The sequence below is a fragment of the Marinobacter sp. 2_MG-2023 genome (genome assembly GCF_030546935.1).
In the GTDB taxonomy this organism is placed as follows: Bacteria; Pseudomonadota; Gammaproteobacteria; order Pseudomonadales; family Oleiphilaceae; genus Marinobacter.
This window is the reverse complement of sequence record NZ_JAUOPH010000001.1, coordinates 407076-432237: the sequence shown is the minus strand read 5'-3', so window position 1 is coordinate 432237 and position 25162 is coordinate 407076. Positions and strand designations below refer to the sequence as shown.

General features: G+C 53.6%; 18 protein-coding genes. 10 read left to right on the top strand and 8 right to left on the bottom strand.

The annotated features are described in order from the left end of the window. Positions 1-61: 61 nt before the first annotated feature. The 4 genes from Q4501_RS01915 to Q4501_RS01900 form a co-directional block, all read right to left on the bottom strand. Complete coding sequence (locus tag Q4501_RS01915) at positions 62-1009, bottom strand: alpha-L-glutamate ligase-like protein (RefSeq protein WP_303593690.1); 948 nt, start codon at positions 1007-1009, stop codon at positions 62-64. Between the two features lies 1 nt (position 1010). After that, positions 1011-2528: an inactive transglutaminase family protein gene (locus Q4501_RS01910; protein ID WP_303593688.1), complete on the bottom strand. Its 1518-nt coding sequence runs from the start codon at positions 2526-2528 to the stop codon at positions 1011-1013. A gap of 2 nt (positions 2529-2530) precedes the next feature. After that, positions 2531-3322 (bottom strand): RimK/LysX family protein, encoded by a 792-nt coding sequence (locus tag Q4501_RS01905; protein ID WP_303593685.1) that lies wholly within the window; start codon positions 3320-3322, stop codon positions 2531-2533. 129 nt (positions 3323-3451) lie between these two features. Further along, positions 3452-3829, bottom strand: coding sequence for a hypothetical protein (locus Q4501_RS01900; protein ID WP_303593683.1), 378 nt, complete (start codon positions 3827-3829; stop codon positions 3452-3454). Between the two features lie 280 nt (positions 3830-4109). Here Q4501_RS01900 and rmuC point away from each other — a divergent pair, with 280 nt between their 5' ends. Then, positions 4110-5495: a DNA recombination protein RmuC gene (gene rmuC, locus Q4501_RS01895; protein WP_303593682.1), complete on the top strand. Its 1386-nt coding sequence runs from the start codon at positions 4110-4112 to the stop codon at positions 5493-5495. Positions 5496-5500: 5 nt separating this feature from the next. Continuing rightward, entirely contained in the window at positions 5501-6379 is an 879-nt protein-coding gene (locus Q4501_RS01890) for a hypothetical protein (RefSeq protein ID WP_303593680.1), read from the top strand. Here the strand turns inward: Q4501_RS01890 and Q4501_RS01885 are convergent. After that, positions 6376-7401 (bottom strand): AraC family transcriptional regulator, encoded by a 1026-nt coding sequence (locus tag Q4501_RS01885; protein WP_303593678.1) that lies wholly within the window; start codon positions 7399-7401, stop codon positions 6376-6378. The two genes, Q4501_RS01890 and Q4501_RS01885, sit on opposite strands and share 4 nt — an antisense overlap. Before the next feature lie 188 nt (positions 7402-7589). On the opposite strand from Q4501_RS01885, the gene Q4501_RS01880 reads away from it, so the two are divergent. Next, a complete protein-coding gene (locus Q4501_RS01880; RefSeq protein ID WP_303593676.1) occupies positions 7590-8696 on the top strand; it encodes a CaiB/BaiF CoA-transferase family protein in 1107 nt (368 codons plus the stop codon). Between the two features lie 123 nt (positions 8697-8819). Further along, complete coding sequence (locus Q4501_RS01875; protein WP_303593674.1) at positions 8820-11504, top strand: penicillin acylase family protein; 2685 nt, start codon at positions 8820-8822, stop codon at positions 11502-11504. 338 nt (positions 11505-11842) lie between these two features. Here Q4501_RS01875 and Q4501_RS01870 read toward each other — a convergent pair whose 3' ends face one another. Next, positions 11843-14698, bottom strand: a complete 2856-nt coding sequence (locus Q4501_RS01870) for an MECDP-synthase (protein ID WP_303593672.1) — start codon at positions 14696-14698, stop codon at positions 11843-11845. Between the two features lie 370 nt (positions 14699-15068). Beyond that, positions 15069-15842 (bottom strand): enoyl-CoA hydratase, encoded by a 774-nt coding sequence (locus Q4501_RS01865; protein WP_303593670.1) that lies wholly within the window; start codon positions 15840-15842, stop codon positions 15069-15071. A 173-nt stretch (positions 15843-16015) separates the two neighbouring features. Between Q4501_RS01865 and Q4501_RS01860 the strand changes: the two genes are divergently transcribed. Further along, entirely contained in the window at positions 16016-17530 is a 1515-nt protein-coding gene (locus tag Q4501_RS01860; RefSeq protein ID WP_303593668.1) for a fumarate hydratase, read from the top strand. Positions 17531-17605: 75 nt separating this feature from the next. Here Q4501_RS01860 and Q4501_RS01855 read toward each other — a convergent pair whose 3' ends face one another. Beyond that, positions 17606-19060, bottom strand: coding sequence for a YdiU family protein (locus Q4501_RS01855; RefSeq protein WP_303593667.1), 1455 nt, complete (start codon positions 19058-19060; stop codon positions 17606-17608). Between the two features lie 84 nt (positions 19061-19144). Between Q4501_RS01855 and Q4501_RS01850 the strand changes: the two genes are divergently transcribed. From Q4501_RS01850 to Q4501_RS01830, 5 genes are read left to right on the top strand one after another with little or no spacing between them, the layout of a single operon-like run. Continuing rightward, positions 19145-20086, top strand: a complete 942-nt coding sequence (locus tag Q4501_RS01850; protein WP_303593666.1) for a hypothetical protein — start codon at positions 19145-19147, stop codon at positions 20084-20086. Between the two features lie 11 nt (positions 20087-20097). Further along, positions 20098-20913 carry a mannosyl-3-phosphoglycerate phosphatase gene (locus Q4501_RS01845; RefSeq protein ID WP_303593664.1) on the top strand — a complete coding sequence of 272 codons (816 nt, stop codon included), beginning with the start codon at positions 20098-20100 and terminating at the stop codon, positions 20911-20913. Positions 20914-20933: 20 nt separating this feature from the next. After that, positions 20934-22157: a glycosyl transferase gene (locus Q4501_RS01840; RefSeq protein WP_303593661.1), complete on the top strand. Its 1224-nt coding sequence runs from the start codon at positions 20934-20936 to the stop codon at positions 22155-22157. Further along, positions 22154-23884: a sugar phosphorylase gene (locus Q4501_RS01835; protein ID WP_303593660.1), complete on the top strand. Its 1731-nt coding sequence runs from the start codon at positions 22154-22156 to the stop codon at positions 23882-23884. The genes Q4501_RS01840 and Q4501_RS01835 overlap by 4 nt, the downstream gene beginning before the upstream one ends. 14 nt (positions 23885-23898) lie before the next feature. Continuing rightward, positions 23899-25083 (top strand): DUF3524 domain-containing protein, encoded by a 1185-nt coding sequence (locus tag Q4501_RS01830; RefSeq protein ID WP_303593658.1) that lies wholly within the window; start codon positions 23899-23901, stop codon positions 25081-25083. Positions 25084-25162 lie beyond the last annotated feature (79 nt).

Sequence of the window (25162 nt, the reverse complement as noted above, 5' to 3'; positions counted from 1 at the left end):
CTCCGGTTTTTTTTATCACGTTGAAAGCAAGAAATCAGATGCCGAACTGAGCGTGTGCAACTCAAAAGCTGGCGAAGGTTTCCATTGCATATTTCGCCCGTTCTTCGGGAGTGAAATGAGGGCGCTTGAGGCTTTCAATAGCACGTAACCGAGGGAGCAGACCACGACCGTTTGCCATCTGAATGGCCAGGCCTGGCCGGGCATTGAGTTCGAGCAGTAAAGGCCCCTGGTTGGCATCTACCACGAGATCAACGCCCATATAGCCCAAGCCGGTCGCTTCGTAGCAACGTGATGCCATTTCGAGCATTTCAGCCCAATCATCTATGTCGATGTTCTCCAGGGCCAGCCCCGTATCCGGATGAAGCGTAATCGGGCGGTTAAACTGAACGGCGTTAAGGCTTTTCCCCGTACCGATGTCGAGGCCGACACCTACAGCGCCCTGGTGCAGGTTAGCCTTGCCATCCGATGCTGTGGTCGCAAGCCGTAACATAGCCATAACCGGGTACCCCTGAAACACCACTATCCGTATATCGGGCACGCCCTGATGGGAATAGCGAGCCAGTGTTGGCGACGATTCCACCAGATCTTCGACAATGGCAACATCCGGTGTTCCGGCCAATGAATACAGGCCGGCCAGGATGTTGGTCAGATGACGCTCCAGCACCGGCGCACCCACGCGGGCTCCGGAAGCTTTTACAAAGTTGTCCTCATCCCGGCCCGTTATGACGGTAATACCTTTTCCGCCCGAGCCTTTGGCTGGCTTGATAGCAAAGCCGTTGAGCTCTTCAGCCATTTCCCTGAAGTGGGAAATCTCATGTTGTTGCTTTACAACCTGCAGGAGCTTAGGCGTTTTTACACCGTATTCAGCTACTACGAGCTTCGTTTTGAGCTTGTTGTCGACCAGCGGATAGGACGAGCGCTCGTTGTAACGCGCTATATAGTCCACATTGCGCTGGTTCATGTTAAGCATGCCCAGCCTTTTTAGTGTGCGCGGCGAGATCCAGTCCATATCAGTCGTAGGCCTTCATCGGCGTGAAGCGTTTCAACTCCGTGAGTTTGTAGCCGGTGTATTGACCCATCAGAAGAATCAGACCCAGAATTGCAAAGTGGAGTTCGGGAAAGTTGAACGTCAGGTGGCCCGCTAACGGCGCGCTCATCAGCAAATAGGCGCAGATGGCGACAAACAGGCTGCCGGAGCCCTGAACCAGAACCTCCTGGCCGCCTTCTTCTTCCCAGAGGATGGACATACGCTCAATGGTCCAGGCGATAATGACCATGGGGAAGAACGTCACTGTCATGCCTGTATTGAAGCCCATCTGGTAGCCAAAGATACTCAGGCCCGCAGTAATAAAAATCACCAGAATGATCAGTGCCGATATTCGGGAGACCAGCAGGAGGTTCAGGCTGGAGAGATATCCCCGCATTGCCAGACCAATGGAAACTACTGACAGGAAGGCAATCAGGCCGGGTACCAGTGTGGTCTGAACAAAAGCGACGGCAATCAGCACAGGCATAAAAGTACCTGACGTGCGAATACCGATCACGATACGCATAAAGGCAACCACCAGCGCTCCGAGTGGCAGCAGAAGGAGCATGCGGAACATGCTTTGTTCTTCGATTGGTAGTTCATAGAAACTCAGAAAACCCAGGCCGTTGCCATCAGACTGCATGGCTGCCAACTGGAGAGCTGGCACGGTTTGCCTGAGCATGGAAAAGCTGATTTCCGAGTTGCCACCGCCGACCACATCCAGAAGCGACTCGGAACCTTGGCGCCAGAGCAGAATATCCTCCGGTACACCCTGAGCGGCTGTTTTCGGGTTCAGCGTGAGCCAGCGCTCGCCATTGTAAATCTGCAGGAACGGTATCAATTGCTGCCGTCGACGCGCATCCTCGAGCTTCAAGCCATCGGCTGTTCTGGCAGGGATGCCGGAGTGGTTGAGCATGTCGACCAACAACTGAAGATAGTTTTCCTCTGCAACGAGCAGCGTTGTGTTCTGAACTCGGGTATCGGGCTGCATCAACCGAATCAGTTCCCGTGTCATGCTTTCAGGTGTGCTTGAACGTGCCTCTGCCTGAGCCAGAATCTCTCGAACGGCCGTCGCCTGGGGCTCTTCCCAGAAAAGCCTCTGGGTTTTTGGCCGTTGGGACGGCGGTGTGGATACCGCACCAGGGTCGGGTATGAATTGTGCCTTGAAGTACAGGGTTTGAGGGCCTGTTACTTCCCGCTTCGTCCATTCTGCGCGCCGGCTTCCGGACTTATCAATAATCGAGAAACCATAACCGGGTGATGCGGCCTGTTCTGTAAGAATATGGAACCCGGGAGGCTGTTCCGGAATGTTCAGGCTTGCTACAACGGAATCGTTTGCTCCATCGAAATCAACCCGGGCTTCTACCATCCAGACAGGGCGTTGCTCGCCCGTGAGCCAGGGGATTCCAAGTTCTATGTGCCGCCATACGGCGAGTGAGATGCCTGCAGAAATTAGCAGGAAAACAGCAATGTAAAACGGTAAACGCGATGGGCTAGTCACTATTAGTTCCCGTTATCAGTGCGGATTGATTCCGGCAGTTCCGTTGCATACTCCTTGCCTACATCAATCAGCATGACATCGCGGAGCACGTTTCGGCCTATAAGTGCCTGATAAGTAAGGTTGCTTCGGTCTGCAAGCGTGAACTCTGCAACCTGCTGATGATCGCCTATCGAGAACTGAAGCTCAACGACGACGCGCCGCTCTGCTTCATCCGCGCTCGCCTGAATCACTCTTACACGTCGAGAAACTTCTTTCTCAAGAGTGACGAATTCTTCTGTGCCGGGTACAGGAACGTCAAAACGGACCCAGTTGCTCCCGTCGCGCTCGAAGCGTGTAATGTTGCGTGCGTCGAGGGAAGAGGTTTCCGCTCCACTGTCGATGCGTGCTTTGTAGATAAGCCCCGGGCCGGCCAGGTAAAAATTCTCGACCTCTCCAACCACTACTTTCCCTTTGAGTCGGTCGGCCCGGCCTTTGGTATTCTCAGCGGCGGGGCAGGCTTTCTGGGCCTGTACAGGCGGACAGGAAGGTTTCGCAACCTGAGTTGAGATCGCCTCCAGGACCTTCTGTGTGGCGGCTTCGTTATGCTCTAAAAGTTTGTCATGACGAACGGTTGCGTTTTGCTCCATGGTTACCAGAGTGGCACGCTGGCTTTGAACCGAGGCGTTCATATCACTCAGGTCGGACTTGGGGACCATGAAGTACCTGTCTGCAGAGCACCCCGTCAGCAGAGCAGTACCTGCAATAACCAGAACGGAGAGCGTCGGCAGACCAGCTCGAAATCGATTAGAACACATGAAAAACCCCTGAGCCGGTTACCGGTCACACCCGGAATGGAATAGGTGTGACGGTTTGAAAGTGTATGGCAAAGAATATCCGGAGCCGAAGTATACAACAATCGACCTGTGTATTTGCTTTACAGTTGGTTAAGGGGATAGGAAATGGCTGTTTCCAAGCACCTCGTCGGAGCGCAGGTACTCCTGAATAACCGGAGAGCAATTCAGGTAGAACAGAAGCAACTCCCGTTGAATGTCCTGATCCTGTACCCGTGCAGCAAAGGTGATTAGATCACGTACGGCATCGTCGTCACTGCTGGCTTCAGTGTCTGCCGAAGTCTTGCCGTACCGGCTTTTAAGCAGCGATGTCAGCCGCTCCAGGTGGAGTTCGCCTGTGTGGGTGATGTGGGGGAGAATGCGAAACCCGCGTGAGCCGTACAAGTCAGGGTTGCGCTCCCTGCACTCATTGCCAGAGCAATCAGTCTGCAGAAAATCCTCTCCCAGCTTTCGCCAGAGTTCTTTGAGCATGATCGTTCTTCCGTTTTGGCTCTGAGTAAGCCTGAATACCGTTAATAAAGCGTAGTGCTATTAATCTCAGGCTACTTTATCGTTGTAATAGATATTACGTCGCGCGTCCAGAGGTGGATTGAGGCGCATTACCAAATTGCCAATCAGTCGCGATACAGGCTGCATATGCGCGATCGCCGAAGAGCATCAAAGAAAAGCCGTGTGTGTTCCGATAGAATGTAATGCGTGCGTAAGTTCACGTTAATCCGAAAAAATACGAAAACCCAGAGGAGCCTTGTTTGTGCCTGAAGCCATCAGTGAATATATAAACTCCCAGCCGGGATCGGTGGCGGCATTTGTGACTCTACTTTTGGCAACTGCGATAATTGTTGCCGTAGTCCTGGCAAAGGCCAGGGCAGAGAATCGGGCTGCGGGCCTGCAAGCCGATTTGGCAGCCCAAAGCCGGCGGATTGAAGAACTGACGGACGAACGCCAAAACCAGCAAGTGAAGATCGATGAGCTTGCGAGGGAGTTGGGGGAAGCACGTGCCGTGCTGAGAGAGCAGCAGGTGACTCTTAAGGAAGAACGGCGCTCTGCTTCTGAGAAGCTCACATTGTTGGAGCATAACCGCGACGCCTTGAAGCAGGAATTTGAAAACCTCGCAAACCGGATTTTCGAACAGAAAAGTGAACGCTTCACCCAGCAGACCCGCACAAGCCTGGATAGCTTGCTCAACCCCTTCCGGGATCAACTGCAGGATTTTCGCAAGCGGGTGGAAGACGTATATACCTCCGAAACCCGGGACCGGCAGGCCCTTCGCAGCGAGATAAAATCTCTTCAGGAACTTAACCGGCAAATTACTGAAGAGGCCGCTAGTCTGACCCGGGCTCTGAAAGGCGATAAAAAAATTCAGGGCAACTGGGGTGAGCTGATCCTTGAGCGAGTGTTGGAAAAATCCGGGCTACGCAAGGGTATTGAATATCACACCCAGGGCAGCTACAGAGACAGTGAAAACCAGCTGTTAAGGCCTGATGTGGTAATTCATCTTCCAGATAACCGAAACCTGGTTATCGATTCCAAAGTCTCCTTGTTGGCTTATCAGAAGTGGGTGGTTGAGGAAGAGGACACAGACCGGCAAGAGGCTTTGAAAAGCCATGTGGAGGCGGTTCGCACCCATATCCGAACACTCAGTGAAAAAGATTACAGCCAGCTCGAAGGTCTTCATTCACCTGATTTCGTGTTCCTGTTTATGCCCATAGAGCCGGCATTTGTGGCGGCTTTTCAGCAGGACGAGAACCTTTTCGCAGAAGCCTTTGAACGAAAGATTATTGTAGTAACACCAACAACACTCCTGGCGACGCTGCGCACGGTTGAAAACATATGGCGATACGAGCGCCAGAGCCAGAATGCCCGTCTGATAGCCGAGCGCGCGGGCGCAGTTTATGACAAACTCAGGGTGTTTGTGGAAGCCATGGAGCGCCTTGGCGGACAACTCCACACTGCGCAGGTTACGTATGACTCAGCCATGAGCACGCTAACCAGAGGGCGGGGCAATCTGATTTCCCAGGCTAACCGGTTTGTTGAGCTTGGCGTGCGAGTAAAGAAGGAGCTGCCAAAAGCCATTACGGATCAGGCAGAGGTGGATGCGGAAGAACAGGCAATTGGTGCAGATAACGAGCAGGAGTAAGTACCATGGCAGTAGAATTCGGGAATAGCCGTTTATCGGCCTTGAGAATAAAAGGCCGGCAGCTGGCCAGGGTTGTGGTTATCAGCTCTGCGCTTGTGGCAGGGCAGGCTGCTGCACTTGCACCAGAGCATGAAGCCCGCCGTTTGATGCTGGCGATCGAAGAATCGGTGGCCGCCGAAAATTGGGGCGAGGCTAGTGAATACTTGAACCGTATGCAGCTTCTGGAGGCGGAAAAGCCGGCCGATTACCACTATTACCGTGGCAGAGTGATGCTGCAGTCTTCTCATCTCAATGAAGCTCAGGCGGCACTTGAAACCTATGTGACCAGCGCCGGCGTTGAGGGTAGTCATTACCAGAGTGCTCTGAAACTGATCACTGGAATTGAGCGTGCAAGAAAGGAGAAAGCTCTGGTAACCCAGGTTGGGGAGGATGCCCAGGTCGCGGTAATTGAACCTGCCGGCGACGAGCAAGCTGCTTCTTTGCGTAAATTGTATCTGGCAGATTCAGATCGCGAAGCGCTTGTTCTGCACCTTAACAGTTTGCTGAGTGTTGCCGGTTGGCGACAGGATCAGGCGGTAGTGCGACTCGATAGGCCTGCGGATGTTGAATATCGCTTGAGCAGCAGCGAGGACGCCATCTCCATTCAGGAACTCCGGCGCAGCAGCTCAGGTGGTGTTACACGGAAAACCGGGCGGATCCCAGTTTTTGGAGTGAACCCGCAAGTGGAGTGGGGCTGCGAGCAAGCAGTGGCGACCTGTTGGGTATATGATCCACGAGACGGCTCTCGCTTGTTTCAGCTTTCTCCAAACCGAAGCCAGGCGGAAGAGATAGCGCAGACGCTGGGTAGACTGATAAGGAATCTCCAGGCCCCCTCGGGCTCCTAGCGTTCAATTTTCAGATTGCCCCGTTCGCCTTCGCGATAGGCGCCCGGGGTAACGCCTGTCCACTTCTTGAAGGCACGGTGAAAGGTCGAGGGTTCTGTAAACCCGACTTTCTCTGCGATATCGTTTATTGAGAGTTCCTGCCGGCTCAGATAGTAAATTGCCATATCTCTGCGCAATAAATCCTTGATCTCTTGGAACGACGTGTTTTCCTGTTTCAGACGCCTGCGCAGTGTTTGCGGACTAGTGTGCAGCTCAGTCGCAATCCATTCAAAGTCCGGTAGCGGTTTTGAAAAATCCCGGCCTATCAGTCCCCTGATTCGTCCAGTGAACGTATTGCTCTCGTCTGGGCGGGAGAGAAGATCGGCTGGTGACGTTTTCAGAAACTGAAGCATTTCCGGCTTGTCCCGAATAACCGGTGCCGTCAGAAAGCGTTTATCGAACGTCAGGGCGGTGCAATCGGATTCGAACTCCAGAGGACAATGAAAAATATGGCGATACTCATCGCCGTGGGCTGGCCGTGAGTAGTCGAATTCGGCTTTCTCCAGCTCCACCGGCTGGCCGATAAGCCAGCTTCCCAATCGGTGCCAGATAACCAGTATGCTCTCTCGCAGAAAGTAATGAGGGTCGTGGATCTCGCCTTCCATACGAGTAACCAGCCGCACCTTCTGCTTGTCGGTTTCCAGTTTCATGGCAACCATAGGGTCAAACAGCCGGGAAAACTGGTACGCCTTGCGATAAACAGCTTCCAGCGTAGGGCAGTCAATCACCAGAGCACACATAGTGGCAAAGGTGCCGACCTGCGCCCGCCTTGGGCCCATGCCCATGAATTCATCATTCATGCGATTCCAGGCAATCTGCAACAACGAACTGAATTGATCGCTGCTAACCCTCGCCATCTCGATACGCAGAAGATCCGGGGAAATACCTGCTTCCCGGAGCATTTCACCGGTATCAAACCCCAAGTGTTCAGCACCGGCCATAGCGGCCAGCACGAAGTGCCGTGAAACTGTCAGATCAGACATCTAACCCGCCGATTCCTGAAAACGAAACCTATCATAAAACCCCCTACCTACAATGCAACCGAAGTGGCTGTAAGAATCGGCTAATTGTAATGGCGTAACCGGCAGTTGGCCTCAATGGTAAAACCGTGCAGCATGGAACCCTTCCCAAAAATAGTCAGAACAGCACACCACATAATAAGGAGAACACCATGGCAGGTCCTTTGAACTCGATGAAGATTTTGGACTTCAGCACTCTGTTGCCCGGGCCTTATGCCACCATGCTACTGGCAGACATGGGAGCAGAAGTGCTGAGAGTTGAGGCGCCAGACCGGGTAGACCTTACCCGTGTAATGCCACCTCATGATGCAGGCGTAAGCACCGCCCATGGGTTTCTGAATAGAGGGAAGCAATCTCTTGGGCTTAACCTCAAAAAAGAAGGCAGCAAGGAAAAGGTTCTGGAGCTGGTGAAGGGTTATGACATTGTGATCGAACAGTTCCGCCCCGGCGTGATGGATCGACTTGGAATTGGTTATGAAACCCTGAAAGCGATCAACCCCAGGCTTATCTATTGTGCGATTACAGGCTATGGCCAGACGGGGCCATACAAAGACCGCGCCGGCCATGACATCAACTATCTCTCCCTTTCGGGCGTGAGCAGTCATTGTGGCCGCGAAAAAAGCGGTCCTCCACCTATGGGCATCCAGATTGCTGACGTAGCAGGTGGCTCTCACCATGCGGTAATGGGAATACTCGCAGCCGTTATTCATCGCCAACAAACAGGAGAAGGGCAGTTTGTTGATATCAGCATGACCGACGCAGCCTTTGCACTTAATGGCATGGCCGGCGCCGCCTGCCTTGCTGGCGGCCAGGAACAGAAGCCGGAAACCAGCCTGCTGAACGGTGGCTCCTTCTACGATTACTACCAGACCCAGGACAGCCGCTGGCTTTCTGTGGGAAGCCTGGAGCCCCAGTTCGCCGCAAGGCTGTGCGACATTCTTGAGCTGGCAGAAATGAAAGGCCTGGCGCTGAGCCAGAAGCCGGAAGACCAGGCAAAATTCAAAGCTGCGCTCAGTGAAAAAATACAGCAGAAAACACTGGAGCAGTGGCAGTCTGTTTTTTCTGATGTGGATGCCTGCGTGGAGCCGGTATTGACGATTGATGAGGCTGCCGAGCACCCGCAGCTGAAAGCGCGGGATATGGTGATTGGTGTTGACCGGGGTGATGGAACCCTACAAAGGCAGATTGGGTTTCCGATCAAGTTTGAGAAAACGCCGGCAGCTACAACATTGATTGGACAGCCACTGCTAGGGAAGTAGCTAAAAAGTATGATTTTGCGAGAAATATCCTGAATATAGATTCAGTTTTATTCTCCTTCTGCTAGGTTAATAGTGTCGCCGGTAACGGCGAATCCCGTAGTCAATAATTACAAGGGTGACACTATGAAAACCTGGAATAAACGGGCCGCGCGAACAGCGCGCGGCGTAGCGCTAGTGCTATTGGGTAGCACGATGCTTACCGGCTGTTTTGATGGCGATAGCTCATCATCAGGGTCGTCTCAGTCTGAACTCGATACCAACCTGTTCCCGGCCGATGGGAAGCTTGAGGCGACGATACGGAGAACGGAAGGGGGGGTGCCCCATATTAAAGCGGACAACCTGAAGTCTGCGGCGTTCGGGCATGGCTATGCTCAGGCGCAGGATAACGTTTGTCTGTTGGCGGAAGCGATTGTTAAGGCAAGGAGCGAGCGTGCCAAATATTTTGGGCCGGGGCCTGATGTCCAGTTCGCCCCCGGAGCAAGCGTTGGTCTCAATATTATCAACGACTTCAGTTACAAGGCCCAAAAAATCTATTCCGGAGCTGAGGCGGAGTTCCCGACTCTGAGTGCGGAGAGCCGTGCACTTATTGAAGGCTTTACGGAAGGGTATAACCGCTATATCAATGAAACCGATACCTCTCAATTCCCTGCAGAATGCGCTGATCAGGAGTGGGTCAAACCGATAACACCGGTGGACCTCATGGCGCACTATCGTATTGTTGGTCAATACGCCAGTGGTGCTCTGTTTGCAACCGGCGCCGTTTTTCTGGCGGTTCCTCCAGGGGAAAGTCCGGCGCCTTCGCCAGTAAGCTCAGTTACCAACGTCGAGGCAGTTAACAAACTCCTCAAGAGCGTGGTAGCGACCGCGGAAGCTGGCGCGAACTCACAGACGAATTTTGCAGATATGGGGCTCGCCAGCAATGCGTGGGGTATTGGTAGTACCCTGACTGAGCAGGGGCGTGGTGCTCTTCTAGCAAACCCACACTTTCCCTATACAGGGCACCGGCGGCTCTATGAGGTTCAGATGACCGTGCCGGGTTATCTGAATGTTCACGGAGCCGGCCTGCTTGGAACGGCTATTCCGCTGATCAACTTCAATGAGAATCTTGCCTGGTCTCACACGGTAACGACCAGTCGTCGTTTTACCTGGTATGAATTGGTGTTGAAGGATGGGGATAACCTGACTTATGTAAAGGATGGTGTTGAAAAGCCAATCACCACCGAGACATACCAGATCGAAGTCAAAATGGACGGTATGCCAGAACCTCTGGTTCTTGAGAGGAATTTTTACTTCTCCGAGTACGGACCAATGATCGCTGCCAACGCTGTGAGCGATCAACTTCCTGCATGGGGTAGTAATGGAGCCTTGAACACGTCCTCAATGGTCGCTCACACCTATCGAGATGCTAATGCAAACACCGGGGGTCTTCTGGATACCTGGTTGGGAATGAGCCTGGCGAGCAATCTTGAGGAGTTCCAAAGTGTCTTCCAGAGCTGCGGCTCTACTCTGTGGACAAACACAACCTATGCGGATGATCAGGGCAACGCGTTCTACATCGACAGCAGCTCGGTACCGAACCTCTCCGAGAAGGCCATAGCGCTTATCAATTTCAGAAGGGCCGGGAGTGCAGCCTACGCAGGCCTCTTTGATCAGGGTGTAACCTTGCTCGACGGCCGGCTCTCGCAGGAGGATTGGGTTGAAACGGCCTGTGGTTCGCTGACTACATACGACCAGAAACCCAAACTATTGCGCTCAGACTGGGTTCAGAACTCGAACAGCAGCCACTGGTCCACGAATCCTGATGAGTTCCTGACCGGCTTCTCGCCTCTTTTCGGGGATGAAAGAGCGCCGATTAATGCGCGAACCCGGTTGGGTATCAAGATGCTTCAGAATCTGATGGACCCGGGTTTCCCCGGTGCGCCACTCCCAGCCGGGCAGGACGGAAAATTCAGCGCGGAAGAGTTGATCGGAGTGATCTGGAACAACCGGGCCTGGTATGCAGAGCAATTCCTGCCGGAGCTTCTCCAGCGTTGCGATGACATTGGTAGCACAGCGGTCAATGGAGTGGATCTTTCTTCCTGGTGTCAGTCCTTGAGCAACTGGGATGGACTCTATAATCTGGATAGCGTGGGTGCCCATGTATTCCGGGTGTTCATGGCGAATTACCTGGACGATGTGGATACCGACCTGACAACACCTTTCAGCCCTGCTGACCCCGTGGGTACACCTGCTGAGCCATCGCAGGAGAATGCGGGCACGGTTAACGACACAATGCTGCTCGCGCTTGCTGATGGTGTTGCAGCTCTTCAGTCCCAGGGCATTGCACCGACCGATGCTTTGAGTGACCTCCAATACTATCGTGCCTCAGGCGGTGTGGTCCCTGGTTCAGGTAGTACACCTTCATTCCTTACCCAGCCCATTCCATGGCATGGCGGCGATGGCAACATTGATGGCGCCTTCAATGCAATCGGAGTAGTGACCGATCCGTTCCTGGAAGACACCCGCTTCCCGCGTATTGCACCATCAACTATCGACAATACGGCCGGGCTGTCGGACGGCACTGATGGTATTGATGGCTGGCTGATGGCCAGAGGCACGAGCTGGCATTTCGGCTTGGAGTTTACCGATAATGGTCCGGAAGCCTACGGACTTGTGAGTTATTCGCAATCTACAGACTCAATGTCACCGTACTTTAGCGATCAGAGCGAGCAGTATTCCGATAAGGACTACCGCCAGCTGTTTTTCACGGAAGAAGATATTCAGACGAATCTGTTGCCGCAGGGCGAAACAGTGATCTCTACAGACTAAAGGTTGGAGCAGAATGAAAACGCCGCACTCTAACGGGTGCGGCGTTTTTTTGTGGGTCTTAGTCATGCGGTTTACTTCCAGGAAGGGCGCGTCGGCACCCCCGATGGTCCTGACCCAAAATTAGGCGCTACCCCTTTCCCTTCGTCTTGACTGGCTATTGGAGGATCGCCAGGAGGTCTCATAAAACCGTCTCTCAGATATGTGAGCTTCTACCTTGTTGCAAGATCCCTGAATTATATGGGGAGTTCGCCAGGTGCTGAATGTTTATTTATCGCCACGATCGGATACCCAAAAAAAAGCCCCGGCGACGCCGGGGCTTGATTATCAGAAGTTAGTGCTTAAGGAACAAGCTGCTCGTCCTGATCAAGTGCATTGGCCAGCGTTGGGCTGGTTCCCAATGCATCAATGCCGCTCGGTGTTGCTGGTACCGCAAGGCCGCTTAATGCGCTAGCTGTTTGAGTAACCATGACAGTGAATGCATCGGTGGTTACAGCAAAACCACCAGGGCAGGCACTGTTGGGCGCTTGCGGCACAACGAAGGTGCCATGGTTTGCGGTTGAGCACGGATTGCTGCCATCGAAGAAGACTGCAACGGGAGTATTGGGGCTTGAGGTGTCTCCGGCTTGCAATAAGTTCAGATCATTGCCGTCGGCAAGGTTTGTGCCGCCAGCGCCAAGCTCCAGCAACGCCATCAGAGGCTCGGTTCCGGTCAGCGGGGCAGAGAATGCCGGGCTTAGAGGATTTACGTTGGCCTCATTGGGAACCGTGGTGTCGCCCACAACTTCTGTTACCAACAGGTTGCTTGTGGATCCGCCCAGCGACTTTGCAAAGTTCACAGGATCGCCGGCATCAACGATGGACTGGAAGACATAGAAGAAACTCTCAAAGTCAGCCGTTTCCTGGAGCACGCCGGCATTCGCTAGCCCAGGCAGCACTCTACCGGAGAAGGCCGGTGAGTTCTCAATCAAACGAGTGACCTGGCCACTGGTGTTGTGCAGAACGACCGAGTCAAGGGTTGGGAACTCAAAGCTACTCAGCGGAGCCCCGGCTTGCGCGTATATTCCGTTCAGGGTTCCGTTCAGCGTTGGATCATTTGCCAGAGCGGAAAATACAGTGCCTGAAATACCGCCCAATGAATGGCCAATAAAGTTCACAGGAACTCCCGCAAGGTCTCCCGGCATGAAATCTTTATTAATGTCGAAGGTCTGGATCGACGCTGCAACGTTCAACAGATCAACGACACCCTGACGCAGGTTGTCACGGCTGTTCATCATGTTCAGCGGGTTGATAAACAGACTGCCGGATGATAACGAAGCCAGATCTGCCGCCACGGGCTGTAGTGACGCATTGGCGGTGAAGCCAAAGTGTCTTTCACCGATGTAGTCAGCAGAAATCAGCGCATTGAGCTGGGCAATCACAGGTGCCAAGGCAGGGTTGCTCTGTAATTCGAGGCCTTGGATGGTTGCCTGAACGGTTGTGGTCAGCGTTGCTTCATCAAGCTCTGCCAGGCCGGCAACTGTCCCCGTGCTTTCTCCTGCCAAGCCATGAAGGGGCTGGTCGATCGCCACGACAGTTTGACATGCACTCTGGGCCAACAGGATTGCTGGCAGCATGGAAACGCTGCGATCTACAGTAATCCCGTGCTGAAAGATTGTTACGCCATTTGGCTTGGCGCCGTCAACACAAGCTGCAGGGCGGGAAGTGGATGATGGGTTGAAAACAACCACAGGCACCGTCGTGTCAGCGTTCTTTTGCGGGAATGGGAAGTAACCATTCACGTTCAAGGTGCCGTCGATGTCCCGCAAGAAGGAGAAGATAGTCTGACCAGGAGCCAGATTCTCATTAAGGTCAGCCTCTAAGCTTGTGCTGCCGCTCCAGCTCCCGGCAACGATGCCAGCGCCGGTTTCACCCGGGAGTGACTGAAAATAAGGCAGGGTGATTGCACCTTGAGAGACCTCGACCTGTTGCGCAGCCTGGGCGATTGCATTGGTTGGATCCAGAGCTGCAAGACCTTGAATAGTAGCAAGGTCAGCTGCCTGCTCGGCCTCGTAGAAGAAAGATGGGCGCGGGACCGGTAGGTGTAGTGTATCGCCAATTTCTGCGCCGATGGCCGCTTGCAAGTCAGCCGGCTCGGTGAGGGGTGTTATCGTCGCCAGTGCAGTGATGGATGCAAGTTCCTGAGCAGTCAACGTTGCCGGATCAAGCTGGCCTGCGCCGAGTTTTGCCGCTAGTTCAGCGATTTCACCGAGCTTTGTCGTCAGTTCAGAAAAGTTCAGCTCAGGGTAGTTGTCTCTTACGGCTTTCAGCTGTGCTGTAAAACCGATTTTCTCACCAAGAGCCGTTCCAAACGCGGCAGGCGCCATCATTGCGCGCAGCACGTCCGTATCGGAGTTGGTCGTAAAGGTATATGCCAGTGCGGATTCGGGAGTGTCCTGCGGAACCGCTTGGGCTAGGAAACCGTTTGCCAAGTCATCTGAAGCCTGGAGAATCGATTTAACGTTGGCGAGGGCCGAATTGCCCAAAACACCATCTGCCAGATTGACGTCTTCAACGGATCTTTCAATGGGCTGGCCGTCAGCGCCAACGATACTGTTTGTAGCCACCACCAGGTATTTTTGGCCCTCGGCGAGAGGTTCGAGCGGAACCACCCGGATAGCGTTATCGCTACCACCATCGATGCTGACTACGTCTGCACGGAAGTTGGGGATTGATGCGAGGTCAAACGGATTTTCTCCGTCGATATTTGACGGATTGGTGTTCGGGAGCGCTCCAGGAACACCCTCAACTTGATCGTTAACGTTCAGCGGTAACAGGAAAACAGAAGCCCCGGCCTGAACGGATAACGGGTTGAGTGATCCATCGAACTTCAGAGTAAATGCACCGGAGGCCGAGAAACCGGAAAGCTCGTTTACCGCGTCATCTGCTGGTGAAGTACCAGTGGAAAGGCCGGTGAAGTCATAGTTGGCACTCTGAGTCGCGCCCAGCAACAGGATCAGGTCGGCATTAATTGGGAACGCCGGCTCTGCCGCAATTGGATTCGGATTGTAAACCGGACGAACAATTGATTTGTCGATGGTTGTATCATCAATCAAATAATCCGGATTAGCATTCGCCCCCTCATCACCGCCACTGAGGCAGCCTGTTAGCCCAAGGGAAGACGCCACGGCAAGACTTATTAGAGTTTTCTTGAACATGGGTGGAACCTTTTCCTGTTGTTGTATCGTTATGTTAGGCAACTAACGGGGCCGGTCTGATCCGGTAAGCCCGATGTCAGAGGCCTGTTTTGCTTAAACGGTTGTCTGAAATTGTAGCCAGCGCTTCAAGCCAATTTCCGTATTTATGACTATAACGCTGCTATAGCCAGTGTTGATCAGCCGAAAGTGTGATTCTTGCTGTTTTGGAAGCTTCTCGCACAGTTCTCTCTACCCCGAAAACACGAAGAATGGTCACTATGAAAAATAGTTGTCCGGCCGTTATTTGTCGAGTCGTAACTGGCGATACGTCACGATTTTTACAATTCGTATCAATTGCCTACCGGAACGGTTGTGCCGGAGGTTGATGCAGTCATTTAAAGCTTGAAAAGTCTGGCTTGCGCTTTTGCATGAAGGCGCCGAAAGCTTCGGCTGCTTCGGGGGATTTAAGGCGCTCGGAAAACAACTCTCCTTCGGCCAGCATGGTTGCGGCAAGTTCGTCGTGAGTCGGGCTGCTCAGCAGCTTTTTGGTCGCGCGGATGGCCGCTGGTGGCTGGCTGGCGAGTCGCTGGCATACTTGAATGGCTGTTTGTTCTGTATCTGCTGGATCGCATACGCGGTTGATCAGCCCGAGGCGATAGGCGTCTTCTGAGCTGAATGTGTCCCCTAGCATCAAAAGCTCGGCCGCTCTAACCCGGCCAATCCAGGTGGGTAACAGAAGGCTGGAGCCGCCTTCGGGGCATAGCCCCAGGCTGGCAAAGGGCATCTGGAAGCGGGTATTGGTGCCGGAAAATACCATGTCGCAGTGCAGTAGCATGGTGGTGCCAATGCCCACGGCTGGACCGTTTACCGCAGCAACAACCGGTTTTTTGGCTTTCGCCAGGAGAAACAGGAATCGGCCTACAGGTGTTTCTGTAAAGGCTCCGGTCAAGCCGCTGGCGAAATCACTCAGGTCGTTGCCTGCGGTAAAGCATTCTTCGCTGCCAGTAAACAGTACGCAGCGAATATCAGCATCGGAGTCGGCCTTTTCAAGCGCATCGCCCAGCGCGGTGTACATGGCATGGGTGAGGGCGTTCTTGCGTTCCGGGCGGTTGATGCGAACGGTCAGAACCTGGTTGTTGGTTTTGGTAAGAACAAAGTCAGTCACGATCTCTCCAGAAGTGTTTTTTTATGATTTGATTAGGATGATACCTTTTTAACAGTGTTTGTTAAGAAAAGCTTCGCCTTCTGTCGAGTCCTCGTGCTCGCGAATTTCTGGTAAACTGTGGCTCCTGTTTTTTGACGATACAACCATAACCAGACCAACCTGATGAGGCGCCTATGACCACCGTAATCCGCCAGGATGACTTGATTGAAAGCGTAGCGGACGCGCTGCAGTTCATTTCCTACTATCATCCAAAAGATTTTATCGACGCTGTTTACGAGGCCTATCAGAAGGAAGAGTCGCAGGCGGCCAAAGATGCCATGGCGCAAATCCTGATTAATTCGCGCATGTGCGCCGAGGGCCATCGGCCTCTGTGTCAGGACACCGGCATTGTGACTGTGTTCGTGAACATTGGTATGAACGTACAGTGGGATTGCGATATGCCACTGGATGACGTAATCAACGAAGGTGTGCGCCGAGCTTATAAGAACCCAGATAACGTGCTGCGTGCATCGATTCTGGCGGACCCGGATGGCAAGCGACAGAACACTGGCGACAACACACCTGCAATCATCCACTACAAGATGGTGCCGGGCGACACGGTTGAAATCCACGTGGCAGCCAAGGGCGGCGGTTCCGAAGCCAAGTCCAAGTTCGCCATGCTGAATCCGTCCGATTCCGTGGTGGATTGGGTGTTAAAAATGGTCCCACAGATGGGCGCTGGCTGGTGTCCGCCAGGTATGCTGGGTATTGGTATCGGCGGGACGGCCGAGAAGGCGATGGAAATGGCCAAGGAGTCGCTTCTGGACCCGATTGATATCCACGACCTGCAGGCACGTGGTGCGTCCAACCGTGCCGAGGAGTTGCGACTTGAACTGTTCGACAAGGTAAATGATCTGGGTATTGGTGCTCAGGGCCTGGGTGGTCTCACAACGGTTCTGGATGTAAAGGTAATGGATTACCCAACTCACGCAGCCAATAAACCCGTGGCGATCATTCCGAATTGTGCCGCTACCCGTCACGCGCATTTCACGCTGGACGGCACTGGCCCGTCTTTGCAAACGCCGCCGAGCCTGGAAGACTGGCCGGAAATCACCTGGGAAGTGGGTGAGGGTACCCGCCGGGTAAACCTGGATACGGTTACGCCGGAAGACGTGAAAGAGTGGCAGCCTGGTGAAACGGTTCTACTGTCAGGGAAGATGCTGACGGGTCGCGATGCCGCCCACAAGAAAATGGTCGACATGATCAACAACGGCGAAGAGCTGCCAGTGGATCTTAAAGGCCGCTTTATCTATTACGTTGGCCCGGTTGATCCGGTGCGTGAAGAAGTCGTTGGCCCCGCAGGCCCCACTACCGCAACTCGCATGGACAAGTTTACTCATACCATGCTGGAAAAAACCGGCCTCACTGGCATGATTGGTAAGGCGGAGCGTGGTCAGGTAGCCATTGATGCCATCAAGGAATTTGGCGCTGTATACCTGATGGCGGTGGGCGGTTCAGCTTATTTGGTCTCCAAGGCTATCAAACATGCCGAAGTGGTCGCTTTCCCGGAACTCGGTATGGAAGCCATTTATGAGTTTGATGTAAAAGATATGCCGGTAACGGTCGCGGTGGACTCCCGTGGTTCGTCCGTGCATCAGACTGGCCCTGCCGAGTGGCACGACAAGATCATTGCTGCCAAGGCCGTCTGAAGTTAGTCACGTTTTAAAGGCGGAGGGCCAGATTTTCAAATCTGGCCCTCCGTTTTCCCTTCTGCTTCCGCATTATTAGCTTGAACAGCTGATGTTCAGGTGTTTGCCCCAGTCTGGTGGCAATGCAGCGTATTTTTCATGCGCTGGTTGTTCATCAAAGGGGTTTTCCAGAACCTTGATCAGTTCTTTCATGGGTTCGTAATCGCCGTTCTGTGCTTCCAGAATCACTTGCTGTGCCAAATAATTCCGCAAGACGTACTTGGGGTTTACCCTGCGCATTTCGTATTCACGTTCATCATGGGCTCGGGTTTCTTTTTCCAGCCGCTGCTCATAACGCGCCAGCCATTCATCAGCGACTTCGCGATCTACAAACAGGTCACGAACGGGTGAATGACCCTGGGCGTAGAGATTTGAAAGCGCGCGGAAGAAGGCCGTGTAGTCGGTGTGTTGCTCCTGCATCATGCTGAAGGTATCCATGATCAGGCCAAGGTCGGCTTCGTCTTCCTGCGCCAACCCCAGTTTGTCTCGCATGTTCTGTAAAAAACGCTCGTTATAAGCATTCTCATAGCGCTGCAAACCGCTGCGTATGGTGTCTTCATCCATAACGGGCAGTAGAGCGTTGGCAAGGTACTGACAATTCGCAAAGCCAACTTGAGGCTGGCGGTTGTAAGCGTAGCGGCCGCCGTGATCAGTATGGTTGCAGATGTAACCCGCATCGAAGTCGTCCAGGAACGCAAAAGGCCCATAATCGAAGGTATCGCCGATGATGGACATGTTGTCGCTGTTCATAACACCATGGCAGAAACCTACCGCCTGCCAATCTGCAATCAGGCGAGCCGTTCGCTCTACTACTTCTTCAAACCAGCGGGCGTAGCGCTCTTCTTCGGCCAGCTTGATCAGATGCGGAAAATGGAAAGCGATCACATGTTCAAGCAAGGTTTTGAGCGCTTCCGGCCCTTCGTGGTGGGTAGCAAACTCGAAATGGCCGAAGCGGATATGGCTCTGAGCTACACGCACCAGGGCTGCGGCGGTTTCAATGGATTCACGGCGAACCGGGTTCCGGGCACTTACCATGAACAAAGCACGGGTAGTTGGAATGCCCAGGCCGTTCATGGCTTCGCTGCACAGGTATTCGCGAATGGTTGAGCGTAAAACGGCCCGGCCATCCCCGAAGCGGGAGTAGGGAGTCATGCCGGCGCCTTTCAGGTGCCAGTCCCAGCGGCGGCCATCAGGGCCTATGGTTTCCCATAAAAGCAGGCCTCGGCCATCACCCAGTTCGGGGTTATACATGCCAAACTGGTGGCCGGTGTATTTCATGGCCACCGGGTCCATTCCCTCAAGCAGTTCCGTGCCCCCGCCGATTCCGGCCCAGTCGGCTTCATTGGTGACATGAAAACCCATTTCCTGAGCTAGCTTGTGGTTGAAGCAGGCCATTCTTGCATCTTTAAGCGGAGTGGGCTGCACTCGGGTGTAGAAGCTGTCCGGGAGCTCCAGGTAGCGGTGTTCTACACGAAAATCGTTGCTACTCATAAAAGCCTATACTCCCATATGGTACGAATTCTGCTGATCTATCGAATAGTTGATTAACCGATCCAGAAAAGACGGGAACCTAACGTGTCTGACACTGAGCTTAGAATAACTATTGATGCCCTGATTGAGAAAGAGGGGCTTCCTCAAAATTACGCGGCTACCGTAGAACAGACCATCCTGCCTCTGATAGAGCATATTGTCTCGTTAAGGAACGCAAAGAACAGAACCGTTGTTGTGGGGATTCACGGTGCTCAGGGCACTGGAAAATCCACTTTGGCGTTGTTTCTGAGCAAGCTACTTTACGATCACTATCAATACCCGACCGTAAGCATTTCACTGGACGATCTTTACCTTACCAGAGAGGAGCGGCGGGCACTCGCTGAGCGCGTGCATCCTTTGTTTATAACCCGAGGGGTGCCGGGAACGCACGACGTAGAACTTGGCGAGCATATTATTGATCAGCTTCGAACGGCAGGACCGTGCGACCACACCCGTATCCCGGCCTTTGACAAATCACGTGACGACCGTGTGCCCCCGAACGAATGGCCAGTTTTTGAGGGCAGGGCAGAGGTGGTTTTGATTGAAGGCTGGTGTCTCGGAGCTTTACCTGAAGACGACAAGGCTCTGGCGGCACCCCTCAATACACTGGAAGCGGAGGAGGACCCTTTGGGCATTTGGCGCAGGTATGTAAATCAGTGTCTCAAGGGCGAGTATCAAGCGTTTTTTGGCGAGTTGGATAGCCTGATTATGCTTAAAGCGCCGTCAATGTTCCGGGTGTTGGAATGGCGCACACTGCAGGAGCATAAGTTGGCAGAGAAAACAGGCCGCGCACCAAATGAGGGCGACCCAGCACAAACTGCGCAGGATTTGCGCATCATGAGCGATGAGGAGGTGGCCCGCTTCATCATGCACTATGAGCGGGTGACCCGATCCTGCCTTAAGGAACTGCCAGGTCGCGCGGATGTGCTGATTGAGGTCTCCAATGATCATTCCCTGAGTCGCCCTTGTTTCCAGGCTCAATCTTGAAGGAGGTTCCCATGCCCAAGTCACGCCTGGTCATATTTTCAGATCTGGATGGAACTTTACTCAACCATGACAACTATCGTTGGCAGCAGGCATTGCCGGCGCTGGAGCGGGTCGCGGAGGCGGGTATTCCGCTGATCCTGAACTCAAGTAAAACCGCTGCGGAAATCCGGGTATTGCGGCAGCAACTTGGAAACACCGACCCTTTCATCGTCGAAAACAGTGCAGCCGTGGTTATTCCGCCGGACACGTTCGGGAATGATAGTGAGCAGATTGTGCATTTTGGTGCGTCCCGGGAAGAGGTGCTGAAGGTGCTCACTGCTCAAAGGGACAGCGGTGCACGCTTTCGGGGCTTTGCGGATATGGCTGATGACGAACTGGCGCAGCTCACGGGGCTGGATTCATCTTCAGCCGCCCGCGCCCGTGAGCGTCTGGGAACCGAGCCATTGGTGTGGCAGGGGAGCGAAGAAGAACGGATACGTTTTGAAGCCGCGCTGGGTACTGAAAACCTGCGCCTGGTTAAAGGTGGTCGGTTTTACCACGCAATGGGAATCTTTGATAAAGCCGATGGGGCCCGCTTTTTGCTAAACAAATATAGAGAACTATACCTGGAGCGCTATGGCAACCAGCGAGTGACGGCTATTGCGTTGGGGGACAGCCCCAACGACCAGCAAATGCTGGAGGAAGCAGACATTCCGGTCGTCATCCGCGGGGTTAACAGCTGTGAGGTGCAGCTGCCCTCGGAAAAACACGCCATGCGCTCTCTCAAACCCGGCCCGGCGGGCTGGAATGAGTGTGTACTCAATCTCCTGTTTGAGTACGGATACTAGTACTGCAAAGGAGCATCGCCATGGGCGACTTTTACCAGAATGGCATTGTAACCACACTGCACAACCTTGTTCGCCGACCAGTGGAAGATCTGGAAGCCGAACTGATGACCTTCCGCGAGACCAGGCCCATGTCACTTGTGCTGCCGTCGCTCTACTCCGAACTGGAGGGGCCGGCACTAAAGCACATTGTGCAGGAACTCACGAAGGTGCCTTATCTGGATGAGATTATCATCGGTCTGGACCGGGCTAATGAAGCGCAATACCGCCATGCGCTTGAATATTTCTCCGGGCTCCCGCAAAACTTCAAAGTACTCTGGAACGATGGACCGCGCCTCCGTGCCATTGATCTAAAGCTTCGGGAGCAGGGGTTGGCACCCACGGAAATGGGGAAGGGCCGCAACGTCTGGTACTGCTTCGGTTATGTCCTGGCTTCTGGTGTGAGTGAATCAGTCGCACTGCACGATTGTGACATTCTTACCTATTCGCGGGATCTGGTGGCCCGCCTGATTTATCCGGTGGCTAACCCCAACTTTAATTATATGTTCTGCAAGGGTTACTACGCCCGAGTGGCAGATGGAAAGATGAACGGGCGTGTCAGTCGGCTGCTGGTGACTCCGTTGATTCGCGCCATGAAAAAGGTATGTGGCCCGAGCGATTTTCTGGATTATCTCGACAGTTACCGCTATCCCCTGGCAGGAGAGTTTTCCTTCCGCACCGATGTGATTAATGATCTTCGCATCCCCAGTGACTGGGGATTGGAAATTGGCGTGCTATCGGAAATGAAGCGGAACTATGCCACTAACAGGCTCTGCCAAGTAGATATTGCGGATGTTTATGATCATAAGCACCAGGACCTCTCACCGGAGGATGCCAACCAGGGTCTTTCCAAGATGAGCGTGGATATTTCCAAGGCGTTGTTCAGAAAACTGGCAACGAATGGTGAGATATTCTCAAGCGAGAAATTCCGGACCATCAAGGCGACTTATTTCCGTATCGCTCTGGATTTTGTGGAGACTTATCAGAACGATGCGATCATCAACGGACTAGAGTTTGATCGGCATAAGGAAGAGAAAGCCGTTGAACTGTTCGCCCAGAATGTGATGAGCGCAGGTGCTTACTTTCTTGATAATCCAATGGATACGCCCTTCATTCCGAGTTGGAACAGGGTCACCAGTGCGATTCCTGATATCAAGCAGCAGTTGCTTGAGGCGGTGGAACTGGATAATGAGGAATACCGACCATGAGCCATCCGCTTAAGGCAAAACTCCTCAGCATGCTTGAAGTGGTCTATCCGGCACTGGATTGCAATTTTCTCGCAGAGGAGTTGCTCGCTACGCTGGGTCTGAGCCCGGATCAGCCGGCGCCACCTGCACACCAGAATCATTGGAGTGAGTCGGATATAATTCTGATTACCTATGCAGATACGGTGCAGCAAGCTGACGAAAAGCCGTTGGCGACCTTGCATCAGTTTTTGAATCGGTGTTTGTCTGACACCATTTCGGGCGTGCACATCCTGCCTTTTTTTCCTTACAGTTCCGATGACGGCTTTTCGGTCATGGACTATCTCGCGGTTAATGAATCCCACGGAGGCTGGGACGATATTGAAAACATCGCGAAGGACTTCAAGCTCATGGCGGACCTGGTGATCAACCATATGTCAGCCCGCAGCCGGTGGTTTGAAAATTTCAAGAAGCGGATTGATCCAGGCAAGGACTATTTTTACGAGGGTAATCCGCGGGACGATTTGAGCGCAGTGGTGAGACCTCGCACCTCACCGCTACTGACGCCGGTCCAGACGGACGATGGTGAACGCTATGTCTGGTGCACTTTCAGTGAGGATCAGGTCGACCTCAATTTTGCCAACCCCCGGGTTCTGATCGAGTTTGCGGCTATCATCCGTTATTACCTTGAGCGCGGCGTTTTGATCTTCCGGCTGGATGCCGTGGCGTTCCTCTGGAAAGAGCCAGGTACTGCCTGCATTCACCTGCAGCAGACCCATGAGCTGATCAAGATTTTGCGCTTGTTGATTGAGCACCACAGCCCGGATGCTGTGATCATAACCGAAACGAACGTACCGAACCGTGAGAATCTCACCTATTTCGGCAACGCCAACGAAGCTCATGCGGTCTACAATTTCTCGCTGCCGCCACTTCTGATCAACACGTTGGTGACAGGTGACTGCAAGCACCTCAAAACCTGGCTGATGAGTATGCCGCCTGCCCAGATGGGCACCACCTACCTCAATTTCATAGCCTCCCATGATGGCATAGGAATGCGCCCGACGGACGGATTGCTGAGTGAAGAGGAAAAGCAGCGGTTGATCAACACCATGGACTCGTTCGGGGGCAAGGTTTCCTATCGGCGGACAGCGGATGGCCGGGATCAGCCCTATGAAATCAATATCGCCCTTTATGATGCATTGAAGGGCACCGCAGGGAACGGCGCGGACCACTGGCAACTGCAGCGGTTCATTTGCGCCCACACGGTGATGCTCGCACTTGAAGGAATTCCTGCCTTTTACCTGCACAGCCTGCTGGCAACCGAAAATGATACTGAACGGGTTGAACACACCGGGCGCCTGCGTTCCATTAATCGCAGCCAGTGGCAGCTTGCAGATCTGAAACAGGCACTGGATAACCCTTTGAGTCATCACAGCAAGGCTTACCACGAACTAAAGCGCCTCATTGCCATTCGCCGCAGGCAGCCGGCCTTCCACCCCAATGCTACCCAGTTCACCCTGCACCTGGGGCTGCAGTTGTTTGGTTTCTGGCGTCAGAGTATGCGCCGGGATCAGTCTATTTTCTGCATTCACAATATCAGCGACGAGGTGCAGCAGGTGGCCTTGAGTGACATCAACCTTATCGGTACTGATCATTGGGTTGATCTTATTGCGGGTACGACGATTGACGATCTCTCAGGCTGTATTACCCTCAAGCCCTACCAAAGCGTCTGGTTGTCTAATCGGGAGTAGGGCAGAATGCCCGGATGCTCAACACGCCTTCCTTCCGAAAACCCAGAATACTCCTGCTCTCTGCCTACGACGCTGGCAGCCATCGCCGCTGGAGAGAGCAGGTGGTGCACAGCCAGCCGGAATTCGAGTGGCATGTGCTTTCTTTGTCTCCGAGGTTTTTTCGCTGGCGAATCCGGGGTAACGCGCTTACCTGGTTGAACGAACCCTTGTTGAAGGAAGCCTGGGACCTCCTGCTTGTAACATCGATGGTCGACCTGGCGTCGATCCGGGGATTTCACCCGAACCTGGCCGCGACGCCGGCGCTTCTCTACATGCATGAAAATCAGTTTGCCTATCCGGCATCTGATGACCAGCACAGCAGTGTCGACCCCCAAATGGTGAACCTTTACAGCGCTATTGCCGCAGATGCCGTTGTGTTCAACAGCGAGTGGAATCAGCGTAGCTTTCTTAATGGCATCCAAAAACTTTTCCGCCGCCTGCCCGATGGCATTCCGCAGGGAACACTTGAACGCCTTGCCGGGAAGTCCTGTGTCTTGCCCGTCCCTATCGATGATCACGCGTTCATCAACGAGGCAGAGGCAGGGCGCCGGTACCCTGAACCGGGCGAGCATTTATGGGGCAATGATCACCAACCCGGGCTTTGTTCTTCACCGCTGAGGATCTTATGGGCAGCCCGCTGGGAATATGACAAGGGCCCTGATCGGCTGCTCGCGATTCTGCAGGAACTTGACCGCAGGGCTGTGAACTTTCAGGTGTGCATCCTTGGAGAGAGCTTCCGAAAAATACCCGAAGCACTGGCATCAATCCGGGAGCAGTTTTCCCACCGGCTGGTTCAATTCGGATACGCGTCAAGCCGCACTCAATATTACGGGTGGTTAGGGAGTGCAGACGTCATTCTTTCGACCGCGTTGCATGAGTTTCAAGGGCTGGCGGTGCTTGAGGCGGTAGCCGCTGGTTGTGTCCCCATTGCCCCGGAAAGGGAAGTCTATCCCGAGTTATTTGCATCGGAATATTTGTATCCGGACTGTGGTGACGACATTCCCACCGAGGCAGCCTACGCAGCGGCGCTGATTGAAAACCAGGCTGCGGGCACTGGCCCGAAACGATTAACCGTGCCGGATGTGCAGCGTTTCAGTGGAGGCGCATTGATGCCGGAATACAAGGCTTTGCTGGCAAAAACAATTACAGGCAGCGCCTGATTCCAGGGCTGAGTGGGAGGTTCGGGTAGTTACAGGATTGTGAAAACATACTCATTACATCGTTCCAGCTACATGGGGT

Coding starts and splice junctions, on each gene's coding strand:
- Q4501_RS01860 (WP_303593668.1), top strand. CDS start 16,016: ATGACCACCGTAATCCGCCAGGATGACTTGATTGAAAGCGTAGCGGAC.
- Q4501_RS01830 (WP_303593658.1), top strand. CDS start 23,899: ATGCTCAACACGCCTTCCTTCCGAAAACCCAGAATACTCCTGCTCTCT.
- Q4501_RS01915 (WP_303593690.1), bottom strand. CDS start 1,009: ATGGACTGGATCTCGCCGCGCACACTAAAAAGGCTGGGCATGCTTAAC.
- Q4501_RS01870 (WP_303593672.1), bottom strand. CDS start 14,698: ATGTTCAAGAAAACTCTAATAAGTCTTGCCGTGGCGTCTTCCCTTGGG.
- Q4501_RS01875 (WP_303593674.1), top strand. CDS start 8,820: ATGAAAACCTGGAATAAACGGGCCGCGCGAACAGCGCGCGGCGTAGCG.
- Q4501_RS01845 (WP_303593664.1), top strand. CDS start 20,098: ATGCCCAAGTCACGCCTGGTCATATTTTCAGATCTGGATGGAACTTTA.
- Q4501_RS01900 (WP_303593683.1), bottom strand. CDS start 3,829: ATGCTCAAAGAACTCTGGCGAAAGCTGGGAGAGGATTTTCTGCAGACT.
- Q4501_RS01890 (WP_303593680.1), top strand. CDS start 5,501: ATGGCAGTAGAATTCGGGAATAGCCGTTTATCGGCCTTGAGAATAAAA.
- Q4501_RS01905 (WP_303593685.1), bottom strand. CDS start 3,322: ATGTGTTCTAATCGATTTCGAGCTGGTCTGCCGACGCTCTCCGTTCTG.
- Q4501_RS01840 (WP_303593661.1), top strand. CDS start 20,934: ATGGGCGACTTTTACCAGAATGGCATTGTAACCACACTGCACAACCTT.
- Q4501_RS01880 (WP_303593676.1), top strand. CDS start 7,590: ATGGCAGGTCCTTTGAACTCGATGAAGATTTTGGACTTCAGCACTCTG.
- Q4501_RS01855 (WP_303593667.1), bottom strand. CDS start 19,060: ATGAGTAGCAACGATTTTCGTGTAGAACACCGCTACCTGGAGCTCCCG.
- Q4501_RS01885 (WP_303593678.1), bottom strand. CDS start 7,401: ATGTCTGATCTGACAGTTTCACGGCACTTCGTGCTGGCCGCTATGGCC.
- Q4501_RS01835 (WP_303593660.1), top strand. CDS start 22,154: ATGAGCCATCCGCTTAAGGCAAAACTCCTCAGCATGCTTGAAGTGGTC.